The organism is Myroides sp. LJL116, assembly GCF_054871685.1.
Window position 1 is genome coordinate 60,439 of sequence record NZ_JBTXLR010000005.1, and the last position, 17,790, is coordinate 78,228.

The 17,790-nt window shown below is 33.7% G+C and carries 14 protein-coding genes; 2 read left to right on the forward strand and 12 right to left on the reverse strand.

Annotated features, from left to right (window positions below; all coding sequences use genetic code 11):
- Positions 1-405 precede the first annotated feature (405 nt).
- Positions 406-1,821, forward strand: coding sequence for a response regulator transcription factor (locus ACYSNM_RS05895; protein WP_461756039.1), 1,416 nt, complete (start codon positions 406-408; stop codon positions 1,819-1,821).
- Between the two features lie 206 nt (positions 1,822-2,027).
- Here ACYSNM_RS05895 and ACYSNM_RS05900 read toward each other — a convergent pair whose 3' ends face one another.
- From ACYSNM_RS05900 to ACYSNM_RS05930, 7 genes are all read right to left on the reverse strand, one after another.
- Positions 2,028-2,948 (reverse strand): PorP/SprF family type IX secretion system membrane protein, encoded by a 921-nt coding sequence (locus ACYSNM_RS05900; RefSeq protein ID WP_461756040.1) that lies wholly within the window; start codon positions 2,946-2,948, stop codon positions 2,028-2,030.
- Positions 2,949-2,959: 11 nt separating this feature from the next.
- Positions 2,960-4,252: a gliding motility-associated C-terminal domain-containing protein gene (locus tag ACYSNM_RS05905; RefSeq protein ID WP_461756041.1), complete on the reverse strand. Its 1,293-nt coding sequence runs from the start codon at positions 4,250-4,252 to the stop codon at positions 2,960-2,962.
- Between the two features lie 35 nt (positions 4,253-4,287).
- On the reverse strand, positions 4,288-6,717 hold the full coding sequence (locus ACYSNM_RS05910) for a hypothetical protein (RefSeq protein WP_461756042.1): 2,430 nt from the start codon (positions 6,715-6,717) through the stop codon (positions 4,288-4,290).
- Between the two features lie 433 nt (positions 6,718-7,150).
- Positions 7,151-7,987 carry a pyridoxal kinase gene (pdxY, locus tag ACYSNM_RS05915; RefSeq protein WP_461756043.1) on the reverse strand — a complete coding sequence of 279 codons (837 nt, stop codon included), beginning with the start codon at positions 7,985-7,987 and terminating at the stop codon, positions 7,151-7,153.
- Positions 7,988-8,173: 186 nt separating this feature from the next.
- The gene (locus tag ACYSNM_RS05920) at positions 8,174-8,500 is read right to left on the reverse strand and encodes a DMT family transporter (protein WP_461756044.1); all 327 of its coding nucleotides are present in this window, start codon (positions 8,498-8,500) and stop codon (positions 8,174-8,176) included.
- A gap of 83 nt (positions 8,501-8,583) precedes the next feature.
- Complete coding sequence (locus tag ACYSNM_RS05925) at positions 8,584-9,279, reverse strand: DUF4328 domain-containing protein (protein ID WP_461756045.1); 696 nt, start codon at positions 9,277-9,279, stop codon at positions 8,584-8,586.
- Complete coding sequence (locus ACYSNM_RS05930) at positions 9,267-9,905, reverse strand: hypothetical protein (protein ID WP_461756046.1); 639 nt, start codon at positions 9,903-9,905, stop codon at positions 9,267-9,269. The genes ACYSNM_RS05925 and ACYSNM_RS05930 overlap by 13 nt, the downstream gene beginning before the upstream one ends.
- A gap of 436 nt (positions 9,906-10,341) precedes the next feature.
- On the opposite strand from ACYSNM_RS05930, the gene ACYSNM_RS05935 reads away from it, so the two are divergent.
- The gene (locus ACYSNM_RS05935; protein ID WP_461756047.1) at positions 10,342-11,823 is read left to right on the forward strand and encodes a catalase; all 1,482 of its coding nucleotides are present in this window, start codon (positions 10,342-10,344) and stop codon (positions 11,821-11,823) included.
- 74 nt (positions 11,824-11,897) lie between these two features.
- On the opposite strand, the gene ACYSNM_RS05940 is transcribed toward ACYSNM_RS05935, so the two are convergent.
- The 5 genes from ACYSNM_RS05940 to ACYSNM_RS05960 all read right to left on the reverse strand — a co-directional run bounded on the left by ACYSNM_RS05940 (position 11,898) and on the right by ACYSNM_RS05960 (position 17,790).
- The gene (locus tag ACYSNM_RS05940) at positions 11,898-12,929 is read right to left on the reverse strand and encodes a linear amide C-N hydrolase (RefSeq protein ID WP_461756133.1); all 1,032 of its coding nucleotides are present in this window, start codon (positions 12,927-12,929) and stop codon (positions 11,898-11,900) included.
- A gap of 80 nt (positions 12,930-13,009) precedes the next feature.
- The gene (locus ACYSNM_RS05945) at positions 13,010-14,317 is read right to left on the reverse strand and encodes a cryptochrome/photolyase family protein (RefSeq protein WP_461756048.1); all 1,308 of its coding nucleotides are present in this window, start codon (positions 14,315-14,317) and stop codon (positions 13,010-13,012) included.
- Positions 14,318-14,397: 80 nt separating this feature from the next.
- Entirely contained in the window at positions 14,398-15,828 is a 1,431-nt protein-coding gene (locus tag ACYSNM_RS05950) for an anion permease (protein ID WP_461756049.1), read from the reverse strand.
- An 18-nt stretch (positions 15,829-15,846) separates the two neighbouring features.
- A complete protein-coding gene (locus tag ACYSNM_RS05955; protein ID WP_461756050.1) occupies positions 15,847-17,034 on the reverse strand; it encodes a porin in 1,188 nt (395 codons plus the stop codon).
- Between the two features lie 3 nt (positions 17,035-17,037).
- The gene (locus ACYSNM_RS05960) at positions 17,038-17,790 is read right to left on the reverse strand and encodes a succinate dehydrogenase/fumarate reductase iron-sulfur subunit (RefSeq protein WP_461756051.1); all 753 of its coding nucleotides are present in this window, start codon (positions 17,788-17,790) and stop codon (positions 17,038-17,040) included.

The following is a 17,790-nucleotide window of genomic DNA, read 5'->3' on the forward strand; positions in this document are numbered from 1 at the left end:
AAAAATATTAGAAGAAGAATCTGTGTTTGAAAAAAATATATTTCTAATAAAAAAACTCAAAATATACGCTAACATTTACCTGTTTATACCAATACATAGGTAAAAACAACATACACACCGTTTTATACCTTTTACTACTAAAAACTCAATGATTTTAAGATATAAATATATTTACACCTTATTTATATTGTAAAATTTAATAAAAAAGAACATTAATAATATAAATACTACAATTACCTAGTAAAAATAAGATAATATTAACAATCATATTTTGAATTATTACACATATCACAATAATTAATGTAAAAAATACATAAATAACATTTATTTATTAAAATATTACCACATAAATTGCTTTATATTTAATAATATATACTTTTGATATTCAACAAACAATCAAAAAATATGTTACACCTTACAAAACGATTTATTGTCTCACTCTATTTAGTGGTTTTTTTACCCATTAGCCTAGGTAAATTACAAGCCACTAATATCCACTTGGATAAAAGGCAATTAAGTAGCTTAAATTTTACTAAAGACACGCCTTCAAGTTCTTTATCTTTTGCTAAAGACCAAAATGGTAATAGCTGGATTAAAGGGTATTTTAGTCCAAATGAACTAGGAACTCCCATTTCCTTACGCATTATGAGTCCCTTATTACAGGACTATGATCTGTACATTGTTAAAGACAGTAAATATGTCAAGCAAACCCTGCCTGTTTACAAAAGGGGAATCATACAAAACAATCTATTCCCTCATTACAACTTCTGCACTTTACACGATGAATTCTACATTCATATTAAACAAAAAGTTGAAAAGAAGATTCCAATTGAAATTTACCAGCGTCAAGACCTTCTAGAGCAGTTACAACAGGAAAACGCCATTTCCTACATAGCCCTTTACTCTGCCATAGCATGTTTATTATTTAGTCTTGTCTCCTATTTTACAATTATGAAAACTTTACCTTTAAAAAAAACACTGATTTTATATTATACTAGTATTTTACTGCTTCTCTTATATAATTATGGCTTTATCTCCTATATAATCCAAAGTAAATGGCTAGTTAAAAACTTTTTACTCCTTGCCATTCCCTTAAGTACATGGATTGGAGTCCTTTTAATATATAAAATAGGAGAAAGCACTTACCTTAGTAGAAGTAATTTTATTAAAAACAGCTTCTTACTCATTCTAGCTATAAGTTTTGCTATCGTCTATTTTTTCTACCCCTTAAAGGTATTCCTACTATGTATAAGTATTTTAACCTTACTTAGTTTATTGGTTGCTTTAACCTTGAGTTTTCTGTCCAACTACTATTCTACAAAATTTAAACTACTATTCCTATTTACCGTTTTTTCCATGCTACTCACCTACTTTTTACTCATTCAAATGGCTATGAACTATAGTCTAAATTATAATGAGTATCTACCACTTTGGAATTATATGGTAGTGATAGTTCTTATAGCCTCTTATGGCCTATCTATTTTAAAATCTAAACAATTATCTTACAACCAAAAGATATTACAGGACTCTTTAAGGGATATCCCCGATCTAAACTCAGATGTCCTCAACAAATGGCAAGAGGAAGATTTTCTTAAAAAATGTGTCGCTTATGCTAAAAACCAGCATAACTTAACCAATCGAGAAGCGGATACCTTATTTTATATCTGGCAGGAGAATAGCATAAAACAGATCTCCGAAAAGATGTTTGTATCCCCAAGTACTATAAAATTCCATACCACTAGAGTATATAGTAAAATAAAGGTTAGAAATCGCACACAAGCTCTAGAACTTAGAGACCATTACTTAAAAACAATATCGTAGACTAGAAACAAAAAAGCCTTGTAACAAATCAACAAGGCTTTTTTTTGGTTATTTTTTGTTGTACCACAACATCTAAAGTGAATATAAGGCGTATAGTTTCCAGGTAGAAAGCCACTCCAAAAGTGCTAATTAGCAGTGTAAAGCATCTTTGAAAACTTTACTTTCTACTAGGTGAAGACCTCCTTTGATAGAACTAAACAAGACCTTTAGCGCACATGCCAAGGTTTTTTAAATAGATCTAAAGTTAAAAACAGTTGATGAGAGCCTGCATTATAAGAATGCATACTATTGGAAGACATGGTATAAGAATACCCTAAAAGCAAATTAGGTGAAAGTTTATAGGCTGCTAAAAAGCCTACCGAAGACTTATTACGATAGGATAACCCTAAATCAATTCTTCGCTTAAAGCGAGCTATACCATTTACTTCAAAACCAAAAGTATGGGGTCTACGTATTTTTAAGAGTCCAGTAGCTAGAAGATCTAAGCTTGGGCTAATATAAAAATCATATGCCCCATGAATATACATTACAGGACTTTTCTTTAAAACAGGTAACACTTTATTTTGATATACTTTATTGGGTATTAAGTCCATGACAGAAACCCCAATGTATGCACTGTTCATTGCCAATACAGCTCCCAAACCAATATTGGGATTGATTTTCTTTAACTGCCCTAGATCCCAATAAGGATCACTAGTATCTAAAAAAGTAAGATCATTATAATTAATCTGCGTTCGCTGCATAGTTGCCTTTAACCCAATTCGCAGAGCATAACCAGGGCTTAACTCCACCCCATAAGACAAATTAAGTGCTACATCTAACTGATCAATCACACCAATAGATTCTTGCATTACATTTAAACCTACACCAAAATCAGAATATCCAATCAAGCTACTTGCAGAAAGTTCAACCGACTTTGGTGCCCCTTGCAATCCAACCCATTGGGTATTATATCCTGCAAAAAGATGAGGCCCATCCTTAAAATAGATAAAACCTGGATTAAAAACCGAAGCATTGTATACTGTTTGGGCAATCCCCCCAACCTCTTGAGAAAAGCTAGGTAAACAACATCCAAACCCGGCTAGCAACAAAGCTAAAAAACGAGATAACAAACTAGTTCTTTTCATAATTCTACCTATTAAATCGTTTCTAAATGAAGGTTGCCAGATTTTGTAATTACTCTGTATTGTTCTTTTTGGCCCAATTGATACTTTAGTACATAGTAATAAGTGCCAGAGGGTAATTTCTTACCATTTTGCATACCTGTAAACACATTAGTGCTACCATCTGCATATTTATCATAATCCTTTACTGCAAATACTTTCACTCCCCAACGGTCATAAATCTCCACTTGAGTAGAAGAATACTTATGAATATTTTGAATATAGAGGTAGTCGTTCTTACCATCGTGGTTAGCAGAAACAAAATTGTACACTAAAACATCCCCAGGTAAAAGTTGGTCTTTATCCACATAGGCAAGAGTAACAACAGAAGTCTGGGGCCTTAAGTTTACGCTAGCCCCAATATATGCTCCATCTTTCTCTATTTTACCTCCTTTATCTTCCCAAATACCGAGGAGTTCATTCCATTGTACTATAGATAAGCCTTCTAGATTATCGCTAATATCTAGGGTTCTTTTGTCTATACTTAAGCTCAAAAAAACCGCGCCAGTAGTCTTCTTGTCTTTATCAATAACCCAATATTCCTGCTTATTTATATTTTTGATGATGCTAGCTTTATTTTCTCTTGTAGAAAAAAAATCATGATCTCCATAAACATACTTAACCTTAAAGGCAGCTTTGGGACAATCTACTGCTGCGATAACAAGGGGGCGATATAAATTATTGTCGCCAATTGGAAATGTATAGGAATGCTTTCCATGTTTCTCTATGCTTCCTTGTACATAACTTAAATCATTTGCCCCTACGGCAGTACTTTTATTATGTACAGCAATTGCACCTAAAGTTCTATGGTCAGTAGTTTTCTGAACCTCATCCATAAATACAATGCCTTGGACAAAGTCCATTTGTCCATAAACATCTAAGTTACTTCTAAGGGTAAAGCCATCACTATCTCCAAAAGAGTTCCAGGTAATATCGTGGAACTTAGAGATCGACTCTCCTGAAATAATTTTAGATTCTTCCTTTATATTTTCAAACACACTATGCGACTTATCGCTACTGCTTTCGAAAAAACCGTCGTTGTGAAAATCATCAAAAAAATAGGTGATTCCCTGGCTAGAAACTTGTGCATCAGACAAGCCAACAAATTTATAACTAGTGCTTAGCACTCCTTGGGTCCCAATGCTCAAATAACCATTTATAGTCAAAGCAGGGGAAACTTGTTCTTGCCAATTATAAGCTATAGACAATGAAGTATATAGCAGCATAAATAGACTAAGAATATATTTATGAGAATATATCTGTATCATAAAAATCCGGATTAATACATGAAACAATGAAGGGATTATTTTAAGCGAAGTACTAAATTCAAGGAACTCACACTGCTTTTCTTTGTACTATCCTTTACTTTAAAACTTAAGATTCCTTCTTTAGAGAGAGAAACAACTTCCAAGTAATCCTGATCCATTTTAGTTACAAAATAATCTATCTCAGAGGCTTTAAGCTCTTGCACACTACTCTGGGTATTGCTTTGAATAATAGGAGTTCCAAAAGATTCCTGGTAAAGGCTATAGAGGTTAATTTCTTGGATTTGCTGGGTTGGAAGAACAGTAAAAGAATACTGATAAATAAAAATTGCATCGCCTTGTAAACTATTGGTCCTTTTTAAGTCACTACTAGGACTTTGGTTATCTAAAGCAGTAGTTTCTGGAGTAAAACGGGCAGTTTGTGCAAAAGTATCCTTGCAAATTAGGGTATTGGCATTCACCCATTCTACCCCACTTTCATCAGCACTTGTAACCAAAACTTGGTTAGCTTTTCCTGGTTTAATTTCTAAGAGGACATCCTTGGAATTTTCTAGACTAGACTTTTTAACTTCTAAGGTTTTTGATTGAATATCCCCCCTTTTAATATGCTCACTTATTCTATTTATATCTACTTCAAGACTATTAGATTCGGTATTTACCTTCAAACCTTCCCCAACAAAATCTAAGTCTAATTTACTGACTGAAACTGACTCATCTCTAAGCATATTGTTAGAGATTTGATTTGTCAAATTAACTCTCGATTCCACTCCATTTATGGTAGAACTTAAAACACCGTCCAAAAAAGAGAGTTTATTTTCAAACTCTACTAATAATTTTGAACCATCTCTCCACTCTACCCCACTCCCAAAACTATTGGTAACTAGAATCTGGTTTGCTAAGCCGTGTTTAATATTTATTTCTAAATCTCCTAATAGAGCATCATTATCTCCTAAAATGGTAAGTGTCTCAGTGCTAATATTCCCTTTTGACTGCTTAAAATCCAATAAATCAAAATCTACTTCTAAAGCACCTGTTTTTGGGTTTTTAATCAAACCAGGACCAGCAATATCTTCATTTATCTTAAAGCGTGTTACTGTAAAGTTCCTTAACATATCTGTAGTAATCTTACCAGTAAGATCCACACTTGCTTTAGTGCCTTGTACATTTGAAACTAATTTATTTCCCTCTAAATCCAATGAATTCTCTATGTCTATGCTTTGATTTAGCCATGCTATATCTCCATCGTTATTCACTGATAAAACCTGTCCTTTATTTCCTTTTGTCAATTGACCTAAACTTAGTGTACCTGAGAGATCCTCTAAAGAAATCTCTTGGGAATTGACCTCTAAAATTCCTTCTTGATCTATTTGTACTCCCGAACCAGGCTTAATGACTCCTTGGCTTTGCTTGGTGGCTATTGGTACATTTAAGCTGTAATATTTGGTATTATCTTCAAACCTTTGGCTTATATTAATATGCTTGGAAGTGATGGTATCTAAGATAATAGCATCATAACTTCCCTTTAAGAGTGGATTTAAATCTACATTATTTACTTTACTATGCTCATCTTTATATAGTAAGACTTTATTGACAGTGTCAAGTTGTAAAGAAGTAAGACTTTGTTGCTCAGCTATTTTGTTATTTAAAGCATTGTCAAAAGAAATGGGCTTCTTATCCTCTAAAGCCCTTTGAACATCCGATAAAACATCTATGGTTGTAGCCTCAGAGTCTTCATTAGTAAAGGTATATATCCCATTTTGTATATTTTCCAAAGAAGTTTTTTTCTGATTATCCCAAACGATACGCTTTAGATCAATGGTGGATGCCTGCTTATTTTGATTCTCAAAATGCAATAATCCTTGTTTATAATCTACTTTTAAAACAGAAACTCCTTGAAACCCCTCTACTACTTGTTTCAAATCCAGTGTGGTAGTTTCTTTATTTTCATCCAAAAAGGCTAACATTCCTGTAACGGAATCATAGGACAAAATAGTTAAGTCTTGTTCTAATTGGATTTCCCTTTCTATATCCTGCTCATCTTTATAATATAGCGTATTGTCTTTAAACCATACATTTCCACTGGTTTTCTCGATTAATTCCAATAGAAACTCTTTAATCACAGTATTAGTGAATACTTTTTCTAATTCCTGAATTACAATCAGGGGAATATCTTCTATAAGGGCAATCCTGTTCCATTTACCATAAGCCCAATAGTAATATCCTGGACTTAACTCAGAATTAGAAGTGGTATTATAAAGAATAAGACTCTCTATATTCCCAGCTTTTATACTACGGGAATCTTGCAAAGACTGCAAAGCTATTCGAGGCATAATAAAACCTCTTGAATTGGACTCTAAAATTAACTCGGCAGAGGCATTAGGACGATTGGTACCAATGGCAACTTGAGCTTTTCCCAACAAAGGAAAAGCAAGGCATAATAATGCCCATACGATTTTTTTTGATTTCATAGGTTTAATAATTTGATAGTTAGATTTACCTTGGATCTTTTTCAAGTAAAAAGTCCAACATTGTAAAATTGCAAATTAAAACCACTAAAAACCTTAATAATCAATCAGTTACACCTATTTCCATACTCCCCTAATACCTCTACCTAACCCTTTAAAAACCAATACCATACCTTTTAGAAAAATAGAGTACTATACTACAAGACGTATAGAGCGCGCTTTTAGATACTATACTAGATTAAAACACTAATTAACACCATAATACCTCTTAGATAAAGTTTGCTATACCTTTGACCACCAAAATCTAGCCTATTTACAACCGTATTTAATAGCATTAATGAGTGATAAGTCCATTTAAAACAAAAAAATCCACCCTATAATTTGTCAAAAACAAACCATAGGGTGGATTTTTACAGATTATAATAAAGTATTTGTTTTAATCTAGAAAGCTAAGGGATTGCATAATAGCCTTTGAACTGAGCTGTAACTCATTGTTTTTCTGTACATTTAACAATACTTGAGTCACAAAATCAACCGCTTTTTCAGTGGCTTGTAGTATATCTTTTCCCTGATGTAGTTGACTTGTCAAAACAGAGGCAAATAAATCTCCTGTACCCACTGCTTGTAAATGCACAAAAGAAGTTTTAAATCGATATACCTCACCTTGTCTAACTACAATTACCTCCAAAATATCTTCTGGTGTATCTTCTAGTACCGCCCCAGTAAGTACAATTGTCTTTTCCTTTAATAATGCATGGGATAAAACGCTCTGTTGTAAATCTTTCTGTGTAGAAATCTTTCTTTGTAAAATAAATTCTATCTCGAAATGATTAGGAGTAATAATATCTGCTAATTCCAATAGATGATCTAAAGAATAATGGGCTACATCTTCTTCAATATATAAGCCATTAGCCCTAGTATCTCCAAAAACTGGATCATATACATAGAGGGCTGTAGGATTCACTTGTTTGTAGTATTTTATAAACGAGCTACTAATATCAATTAACTCCTTCGTATTTATATAACCTGTTATTAAGTATTTACTCTTTTGACACAGATCAATTTCTTTCACCCCTTTAATAAGTAAAGAAAATAACTCCGGAGTAATTACTTCTCCATAATAGACATTATCTTCTGCGTGTGTAGAAAGCAGTACAGTTGGTAAAATAACAACCTCTATACCATGTAAGCGAATAGCAAAGCTTGCAATACTATTTCCTACATAACCATAAGAAACTAAGCTTTGTATAGAGATGATACTATTTTGTTGCATAAGTGTTTTTTTGAGTGTTAGTAACTATGGAAGTATACAGCCATAACAAAGGCCAAGTTCCAAAGCAAACAAAGATAAAAATAAGGGAAGTTAATTACTAGTAAACACAAGCTATTTCCTTAGTATTACAACAAAAAAAAGCTGTTTTCACAGCTTTTTTTATGTAGATTGAACTAAAAATATTTTTTAGTTAGATACGAATTTTAATCCTACGATAGATCCAATAAGTGTGAAGATAAAGAACAGTCTCCAAAAAGATGCAGGATCTTTAAAGAAAATAATTCCCATTATAACCGTTCCAACAGCACCTATCCCGGTCCATACTGCATAAGCAGTTCCTAAAGGTAAAGTTTGAGTAGCCTTGATTAGTAAAGCCATACTTCCTACAAGTGCAACTGCAAAACCAATATACCATGCAACGGCCTCATTTCCTTGAGCTTCTTTAGCTTTACCAAGACAAAATGTAAACCCTACTTCAAATAGACCACCTAAAATAAGTAATATCCAATTCATTTTAATTCTTTTTAAAAAATGTAGGGGCAAATATCTATATAAATTTTATAATAAAGTCCGTTTTAAAAAAAAAACAGAATAACTTAAAATGGATTTTTAAATATACCTGATTTACCATTAAACAACATGGATTTATTGTTATATATCTTCTTGGATAACTCTATAAAATTCCCTAAGATGATATACCAAAGAAACATCCCAACAAACCCTATTAAGTATTTACAAATCACAATATTAGATATATTAATAGATATGAGGTTCTTGTAGAATAAAATTATAAGAAATTCCAAGCTAACAAATAGTAAAACGCATAACCACCAGAGGTTAATTATCCTTGTAGAAAACCTTTTATAATGTCCATCATACTTTATACGGTGGAAGGTTTGTAAACCTAAGAACAATCGCTTTACAAGTGCTAAGGGAAAAATTAGATTCATCAATGGAATAAACCACAATAGTACACTCAAGTAAACAGGCACTTTCATAGATGGATTGATAACAGAAAGCTTCTTATATGCTAAAAAGAACCATGCCAAAAAGACAAATGCAAAACCTATATAAACAATAAATCCTATCTGTTTTAGTATGCTTCCCATTCTTTGAAACTGTTCTAATTCTGTTGTTGGATAAGATACTCCCTGGAATATATTATCAATAATAATATAATGCATGATAGAATAATTGAGCATACCAAAGAGTTGCAAAAGACATAAAAGAGCTAACAGTCGAACTAAGAAATCTAATATTAACGTAGGTACCTTATAGATTATTTTTGCCATAATCTTGCATCTTGAATTTTAATTTGAACAATGCCATTGGATTTCTTATCTCCAATAGGATTTTGCAGAACCACCCAGTACATTAATCGTTTTTTACTTTGTGGATTAATATACACGCAACTAAGCACAGTGGTATCATCTAAATTAGCAACGCCTCGAGAATAAGTCATTGCTTGGGTACATAAGTCTTGAAACTGTTGTAGATTACAATTATAAAAGTAATCCTCTTTGGTGTAACTTACCTTGGCATCCTTTAATGTATAATTGGAATTTAAATAAAACTCTATGGAATATAGCACATCTTTACCACTAGTTAAACGTTCTATAGAAAAGCGATCTTGACTTTTGTGCTTATATGGGATATAGTACAGCTTTTCTCCTTCAAATTTTGGATAAATACTATAGTCCATCTTTGCCATCTCCATTGGGTTACCACTGGGATCCACTAAAGTAGTTAATAGGGATTCCACCTTAAGGGTATCCACTTCTTGGCTGGTTACTAGCTCCATTAATTGCCCTAATTTCTGGGCGAAGTTTTGCTTTTCTTGGCTAAACCCACTTAAACTAAGTAAGCTAAAGAGCCATATAAATAGTAAACACTTATTTTGTTTGCTTTGTTTTTTCATCAGTTACAAATTATTTCTTTACTACCAGATTACTAAAGTTGTTGTTGCACTAAAAAATAGCATTAAATTATATATCTATTTCACTAGATGGTTAGAAAAGTTCTTTTCCTATATATAAGCTACAAGTTAAGTATTTTACAGCCACTACACCCCTAATTTGATTATAAAATCGAGGCTTTAACCAAATAATTTCTAAAATACTCTTAAGACTAGAGTGAATGGCATAAAAATCTCCTCTGAATTATAAATTTATTGTATCTTTAAGCTTATAGCCTTGATGTATGAGGCCATTTAGCTTACCTATACTAAGCAATGGCTTTAAGTAATAAGTTTACTTTATAGCATTATAAATAGATAATTACCTGTTTAAGAATAAGTAAATAAAAAAAGGCTAAGTTTGTAAGTATAGCAATAACTATCAAAAACAATTTATAAGATGAAAAACCAAAGATTGACTACTGCTTCGGGAAGACCCTACAATGACCATGAGACTTCATTAACAGCTGGAGAAAGAGGACCTGTTTTATTAGAGGATTACTTACTTCATGAAAAACTTGCTCATTTTAATAGAGAGAGAATTCCAGAGAGAATTGTGCATGCTAAAGGTTCAGGGGCATTTGGAACATTTACAGTTACAAATGATATCACTGCTTATACTAAAGCAAAACTTTTCAGTGAAGTTGGTAAAAAAACAGATGTGTTTTTGCGTTTTTCAACAGTTGGAGGGGAAAAAGGATCTGCAGATTCAGAAAGAGATCCACGCGGATTTGCATTAAAATTCTATACAGAGGATGGAAATTGGGATCTTGTTGGAAACAACACTCCTGTATTTTTTGTTAGAGATGCTAAAAAATTCCCAGATTTTATTCATACTCAAAAAAGAAACCCTGGAACTAACTTAAAAGACCCAACAATGGTATGGGATTATTGGTCTTTAACTCCAGAGAGTTTACACCAAGTTTTAATCCTTATGAGTGACCGTGGTACTCCTTATGGATATAGACATATGAATGGATATGGTAGTCATACTTTCTCTATGATCAATAAAGACAATGAGGTAGTATATGTGAAATTCCACTTCAAAACAGCACAGGGAATCAAAAACTTAACAGGTCCTGAGGCAGAACAAATGAGAGCCAAAGACATGGATTTTGCACAACGTGATTTATATGAGAACATTAAAGAAGGTAACTTCCCTAAATGGAATTTAAAAATCCAAGTAATGACTTTAGAGCAAGCTAGTAAAGCAACAACTAATCCTTTCGATGTTACTAAAGTTTGGCCACATAAAGACTTTCCATTAATTGATGTGGGAGTTTTAGAATTAAATAGAAACCCAGAGAACTACTTCCAAGATGTAGAGCAAGCAGCTTTTGCTCCTGCGCATATTATTGATGGAATTGGATTCTCTCCAGATAAAATGTTACAAGGTAGAATTCTAGCCTATCCAGATGCCCAAAGATATCGTTTAGGTGCTAACTACGAACAAATTCCAGTGAACCGTTGCCCATTTATGGTTAACACTTACCAAAGAGATGGTTATATGCGTGTAGATGGTAATAGCGGAAGCAAACCTAACTATTCACCAAATAGCTTTGATGATCTTTATGAAGATCCAAACTACGCTGAACCTGCAATGTCTTTAGGAAGCAATGTAGTGGCGGATCGTTTCAATGTGGATAATACTTATGATAATGACTTCTTTACTCAACCAGGTAATTTATACCGTCTAATGAGTGAACAGGATAAAACCAACACAGTAAACAACATTGTTGGAGCAATGAGTGGAATCGGCAGTGAGAAAAGAGATGAAATCATCGCTCGTCAACTATGCCACTGGTTTAGAGCTGACTTAGAGTTAGGAATGAGAATTGCTAAAGGATTAAACTTTGATACTACTAAGTTTTCTAAATCTTAATCAACTCATTTATAAAACATAATAAAAAAAGCTGTAGAAAAATTTCTACAGCTTTTTTTTATATTACTTAATCTTTATTGGATTCCTAAGAATTCAAAAGGCTTAGCCGTTATTAATTTATCTTTGCTATTACCCGAAATCATAGGGCTATTTGCAAGTTCTATTTTCTTAACTTTAGCTTTTTCACTAAAATCTAATTCATTAAAGTCTAACCAAATAGGCGTTAAAGAAAGTGGATCCTCATAATAATACACTAGGTTCTTTTGATCTGCAACAGTTCTCCATTTCGTAGAGGATAGGTTAGGTTGACCATCAATGTGAACTCCATAAGGCACCGAACAGTTCCTAATAATACTAAAGGCAGCACCTACGGCAATTTTAGGATTATCACTTTGTTCTACTGCTGTGGCATAATAGGCTGCACGAACAAAACGATCTTCTGATCTACCCGTTCCTGGTAATACTTTATTACCTGGTAAGTAATCCCAATAACCACGAATAGCTAATTGCTTATCAAAAGTAGGTGAGTTTGTAAGTACCGTATAGTCTGGACTATGGTAAATCACTAATTTTCCATCTATGTATTCAAAAATAGCATTATCTCCACTTGCATCTGAAATAGATAAATGCACAGTAGCTAATGAATCCCTTCCAGGAGTATTATCGGTTACAACAATTATTGGATTATCTTGCAAATCTTCTACTGCTTCTTTAACAGTAGCATAGTTATCTAAGACGTATTGCGCCCAAATAGCCAGAGAAATTCCCTTTTCGTTTCCATTTGGATTATAAGCAGGATAAATAGACTCTTCTAGCCATAAAATATTAGAAACCAGTCCTTTTTCATTCATTCCATCAGTAGTTGCAATATCAAAGGCAGATACTACCACACTTCCATATTTAGCTGTCCACTGAGCAGAAGCCTTCCCTACTACTCCATTTCTTTGCATTCCACGAGGAAAAACCCACATATTTGGCACGATATCGTCCTTCCAATCCATAGAACGAGCTGTAATATTCGTATTTTTTGGCCCTTTATAAACTACTCTAGTACAAGCATCTGATTCTTGCCAAGTACCAAGAGCTATTGCAGCTAAAGCAACCATTGCTAAACTCTTTACCCCTTTTTTCATTGTTATACTTTTTTGGTTAACACCCTATAAAGATACTGAAATTTTAACAATTACTAAGATGTTAATGCTTTTTTATAGCATTGAATAGCCCTTAGTCTTGCCTCTTGGTGATCAACTATTGGCAAACAGTAATCATCAGTGAAAGCCTCTGGCACCCATTTTTGTATATAAATATTATCTGGATCAAAACGCTTAGCTTGTATAGAGGGATTAAATATTCTAAAATAAGGTACAGAGTCACAACCAGTTGAACTACACCATTGCCAATTCCCATTGTTGCTAGCTAGCTCATAATCTATTAGATATTGGGCAAAGAAAGCCTCCCCCCAACGGTAGTCAATTAATAAGTGTTTACATAAAAAACTAGCCACCACCATTCTAACCCTATTTTGCATAAAACCTGTAGTTCGTAGTTCTCTTATGCCGGCATCAACTAACGGATACCCCGTTTTTCCTTGACACCAAAGCTCAAATTCCTCCAAATTATTACGCCAAGCAACACCTTGGTACTTCTGTTTAAAACAGTTTAATTCCACTGAAGGAAAATGATAAAGAATTTGAATAAAAAATTCCCTCCAAATTAATTGATCTAGCCATACAGAACTGTACTTTTGGGCATAGCAGAAACATTCTCTTATACTTAGGGTACCATATACCAAAGCAATCCCTATATGGGAAGTTGCATCTAAAGCAGGTATATCCCTAGTTTGGCCATACTCTTTTAAAATTTCAGGATCCAAAGTAACATTAGTAAAAACCTTTTGGCTAGTAATAAACCCTAGCTCTTGTAAACTAGGTAACTCCCATGGATAATCTACCAAAAGTAACTCCTTAGATAACTCTACTTTATAGCTTTTAATTTGTATTTGAGCTAACAGCTTTTTATAAGCCTTAGCATAGTAACTATATACTTTATAGGCCGTAGAGTCATTTTTGACAATTTGATCTACCTCAATTAAAATACGATCGCATAGAAAACGAATAGCAATACCTTTATTGAATAAAAAATCCTTTAATGCTATATTGCGTTTTACCCTCCTTGGTTCATAATCTCTTACTGCAAAAACTTGTTGAATGTCAAAGCAGTTTTGTAAATCTTCGAAGGCCTTAAAAACACTTTGATGCATAGCAATTATATTGGCTCCAAAAACATTTAATGTTTTGTTTATCTGTGTTAAATGGTAATGGATATAATTTATTCTTCTGTCGTCTTTCAAAGAAAACTCCTCCAAGATTTGGGGGTCAAAAACATATAAAAACACTATTTTATGGCCTGTTTTGCTCGCTTCAAACAAGGCGTAGTTATCTTGTAAACGCAAATTTCTCTCTAACCAAACTACAGTTATCTTTTGTTTTTCCATAGCTATTTAAAAAAAACACCGGTTAGTTGTATAACAAACCGGTGTAATTAAACTATTTACAATTTCAATTTAAGCAAATTTTAAAAATCGCCAATTAAACTCATCCATGAAGTACCTACAATAAAGTAAATCCCTAGAAGCATTACTCCAATGATAAGTCCATAAGACCACCATGTTTTTAGTTCCACGTATCCACTTCCGAAATAAACCGGCGCTGGCCCGTGTCCATAATGGGTTAGAGTTCCATAAATAGACCCCATAAATCCAAGCATTAATGCCAATAATAAAGGCGGAACTCCTAAAGTAATCCCCACCCCTAATAAAGCTGCATACATTGCCGCTACGTGGGCTGTTGCACTTGCGAATAAGTAATGGGAAAAGAAATAAACTCCGATTAATATTGGGAAGGCATAATGCCAGTGAATACCACCCATTTTAGACTGTACTAAATCACTGAACCACCCAATAAATCCAAGTTCATTTAATGAACTAGCCATCATTACTAGAACGGCAAACCATACGATAGTATCCCAAGCACTTTTCTCACTTTTCACATCCTCCCATGTTAATACAGAAGTTAATAAAAGGATAGTTAAACCAATAAAGGCTGTAGTAGTTGCATCAATGCTGAATAAATCTCCTGTAATCCATAAGCAAAGTAGGATAATAAAGGTAATCAACATTAAAATTTCTTGGATCGTTAATTTACCCATTTCTTTTAATTTCTCTGCAGCCAATTTTGGAGCATCTTGGGTTTTTTTAAGTTCCGGTGGAAATATTTTATAAAGAACAATAGGCGTTATAATAAAGGCAACCATCCCAGGAACAAAACCTGCCGCAGCCCAACTCATCCAACTTATATTTACCCCTAAATCCGCAGCAAACTTCTGACACATTGGGTTAGAAGCCGTTCCTGTTAAGAACATAGATGAGGTAATAAGGTTCATATAATAAGAATTAAGTGTAAGATAAGAACCTAATTTTCTATGGGTTTCTGGCTTGGAAGGATCCGATCCAAAGTTCAAAGCCATTGACTTCATAATAGGATATATAATACCACCACCTCTTGCAGTGTTACTTGGAATAGCTGGAGCTAATACTAAATCCGCTAAACCTAAACCATAAGCCAGTCCTAAGGTACTTTTTCCAAAACCGCGAATGAACAAATAAGCAATTCGATTACCTAAACCCGTTTTAATAAAACCTCTAGCAATAAAGAAAGAGATTCCAATAAGCCAAATTACTTTATCGCCAAACCCTCTTAAACTAAGAGCAATACTCTTACCTGGATCACCAGGAGCTAATAATTGGAAAAATGCGGTTAAAGCAACTGCTAACATACACATAGTACCCATAGGAGCCGCCTTTAAGATAATACCAATGATAGTACTAACAAAGATGGCAAATAAATGCCATGCATCTGGACTTACGCCCTCTGGTTGAGGACAAAACCACAACAATAATCCTATTATTGCAGTAATTACTAAATTACGTATATTAATTTCTTTCATGACACTATATTTCTATGATTATAATCGGCATTGGAATTGTACAAAGGCAAGATTCGAATTATAGGTCTTTGTATCTTTGATATTTTTCTTGTAATTATCGATCTGCATTCCTATTTGAATTCTAGCACCGTAATTCTTCAAGAACTCTAAACTAAGCATTGGCACCCAAGTTTGCCTTGGATTAGAATCTAACTTAGAATTAGCATCTAAATATTCGTAGCGCATTGCAAATTCGATTGCCTGAAAGTGTCTATGCCCTAGCTCATAACGAAAGTTAGGAAGAACATAAAATCCCTTCATTATATAATCATCTAGCTTTCCTAAGCGATTCTCAGGTGCAGTGGCAAAATACATATTGTGATTGGTACCTTGCTTTGCTTCACTTTGAATCTCTACACTCCAACGATCTGCTATTGGCAAAGTGATACTAGCCTCCACGCCAGCGGCGTAAATACTCTCTTTATGAGTTTCTCCCAAACCACCACTTGCTCCAACACTAAAGTTTAATTTCTTGTCTAAAAGAAATAATAATCGAGTAGAATAATTCTTCCCATTGTCATTATCGGTGGTATTTTTTCCATTTCCATTCGTTACAGAAATACCATAACTAAGGGGAACTTTACCTAAATCCACACTACCCGATACGGCAGCTCCAATTTGGAAACTTTGCCAACCATTGGAACCGAACATATAGTAGGAATTCGAGTAATCAATACTCTTTACAATATCCACAGAATAAGTATCTTCCAATCCAAAAAGTGGTCTAAACTGCCCTACAGTAAATTGTAAATAACGATTTACTGTATACTTTGCATAAGCATTCTCCAATACTTTTGTCTTGGTGTCATTTTTAAAATCTGCAAAGTTGGCTAAAGCTACTACCTCTAAATTCTCTGATAATCGGGCATTTAAAGAAACGCGCATACGTTTAATATCAAAGGAATTGCTCACTACATCACCACTTGTGTGCTGTAATCCATCGATATCTACTCCTTTTTTTGTATTGTCTAAGAATCTTGCTTGAAAGACCCCTCCGATCTTAAATTTGGGAAATTTTTGCTCTGGCTCATTTAAAACAACCACATCTTCGAAAATCTTAATGGTATCGTTTTCAATAATTTTATCTTTACTATAGCCGTAAGCACTAAACAAAAAAGTGCTTACTACTATAGCTCCCTGGAATAATTTTTTGTTGATGATTTTCATAACTTACTTTTTAAACTTGAAAAAGTTGGTTCGATTGTATTCGTAATTCATTCTGGCAATATTCAATACTGAGATGCCCTGTGGACATTTCACCTCACATGCTTCTGTATTAGAACAGTGTCCAAAATCCTCTAGATCCATTTGATGAATCATCTTTAAAGCTCTATTATCTCTTTCTTCTTTACCTTGAGGTAAGATTGCCATTTGGGTAATCTTAGCAGAGGTAAACAATGCAGCACTTCCATTCTTACATGTAGCCACACAAGCTCCACATCCAATACAAGCTGCGGAATCAAATGCTGCTTCTGCTGTTTGGTGAGAAACTGGGATGCTATTTGCCTCAGGAGCCTGTCCGGTATTTACCGATACATATCCTCCAGAGGAAATGATTCTATCAAAAGCGGATCTGTCTACTTTTAAGTCTTTTTTGATTGGAAACCCTTCCGCTCTAAAAGGTTCAATTAATATAGTTTCTCCATCTTTAAACTCCCTCATATGCAATTGACATGTAGTAGTGTTTTTTAATGGACCATGGGCTTGACCGTTAATAACAACACCACATTGTCCACATATTCCTTCTCTACAATCGTGATCAAACTCAACCGGTGTTTGATCCTGTAAAATTAACTGGTCATTTAAAGTATCTAACATCTCTAAAAAAGACATATGTGTATTGACATTGTCTAAAGTATAGTCTACTAATTTACCTTGTGTATTGCGATTGTCTTGTCTCCAAACTTTTAAATGCAACTTCAT

Bases quoted from the DNA above. Each gene is read 5' to 3' on its own strand.
- ACYSNM_RS05895 (WP_461756039.1), top strand. From the start codon at position 406: ATGTTACACCTTACAAAACGATTTATTGTCTCACTCTATTTAGTGGTT.
- ACYSNM_RS05900 (WP_461756040.1), bottom strand. From the start codon at position 2,948: ATGAAAAGAACTAGTTTGTTATCTCGTTTTTTAGCTTTGTTGCTAGCC.
- ACYSNM_RS05905 (WP_461756041.1), bottom strand. From the start codon at position 4,252: ATGATACAGATATATTCTCATAAATATATTCTTAGTCTATTTATGCTG.
- ACYSNM_RS05910 (WP_461756042.1), bottom strand. From the start codon at position 6,717: ATGAAATCAAAAAAAATCGTATGGGCATTATTATGCCTTGCTTTTCCT.
- pdxY (WP_461756043.1), bottom strand. From the start codon at position 7,987: ATGCAACAAAATAGTATCATCTCTATACAAAGCTTAGTTTCTTATGGT.
- ACYSNM_RS05920 (WP_461756044.1), bottom strand. From the start codon at position 8,500: ATGAATTGGATATTACTTATTTTAGGTGGTCTATTTGAAGTAGGGTTT.
- ACYSNM_RS05925 (WP_461756045.1), bottom strand. From the start codon at position 9,279: ATGGCAAAAATAATCTATAAGGTACCTACGTTAATATTAGATTTCTTA.
- ACYSNM_RS05930 (WP_461756046.1), bottom strand. From the start codon at position 9,905: ATGAAAAAACAAAGCAAACAAAATAAGTGTTTACTATTTATATGGCTC.
- ACYSNM_RS05935 (WP_461756047.1), top strand. From the start codon at position 10,342: ATGAAAAACCAAAGATTGACTACTGCTTCGGGAAGACCCTACAATGAC.
- ACYSNM_RS05940 (WP_461756133.1), bottom strand. From the start codon at position 12,929: ATGGTTGCTTTAGCTGCAATAGCTCTTGGTACTTGGCAAGAATCAGAT.
- ACYSNM_RS05945 (WP_461756048.1), bottom strand. From the start codon at position 14,317: ATGGAAAAACAAAAGATAACTGTAGTTTGGTTAGAGAGAAATTTGCGT.
- ACYSNM_RS05950 (WP_461756049.1), bottom strand. From the start codon at position 15,828: ATGAAAGAAATTAATATACGTAATTTAGTAATTACTGCAATAATAGGA.
- ACYSNM_RS05955 (WP_461756050.1), bottom strand. From the start codon at position 17,034: ATGAAAATCATCAACAAAAAATTATTCCAGGGAGCTATAGTAGTAAGC.
- ACYSNM_RS05960 (WP_461756051.1), bottom strand. From the start codon at position 17,790: ATGAAGTTGCATTTAAAAGTTTGGAGACAAGACAATCGCAATACACAA.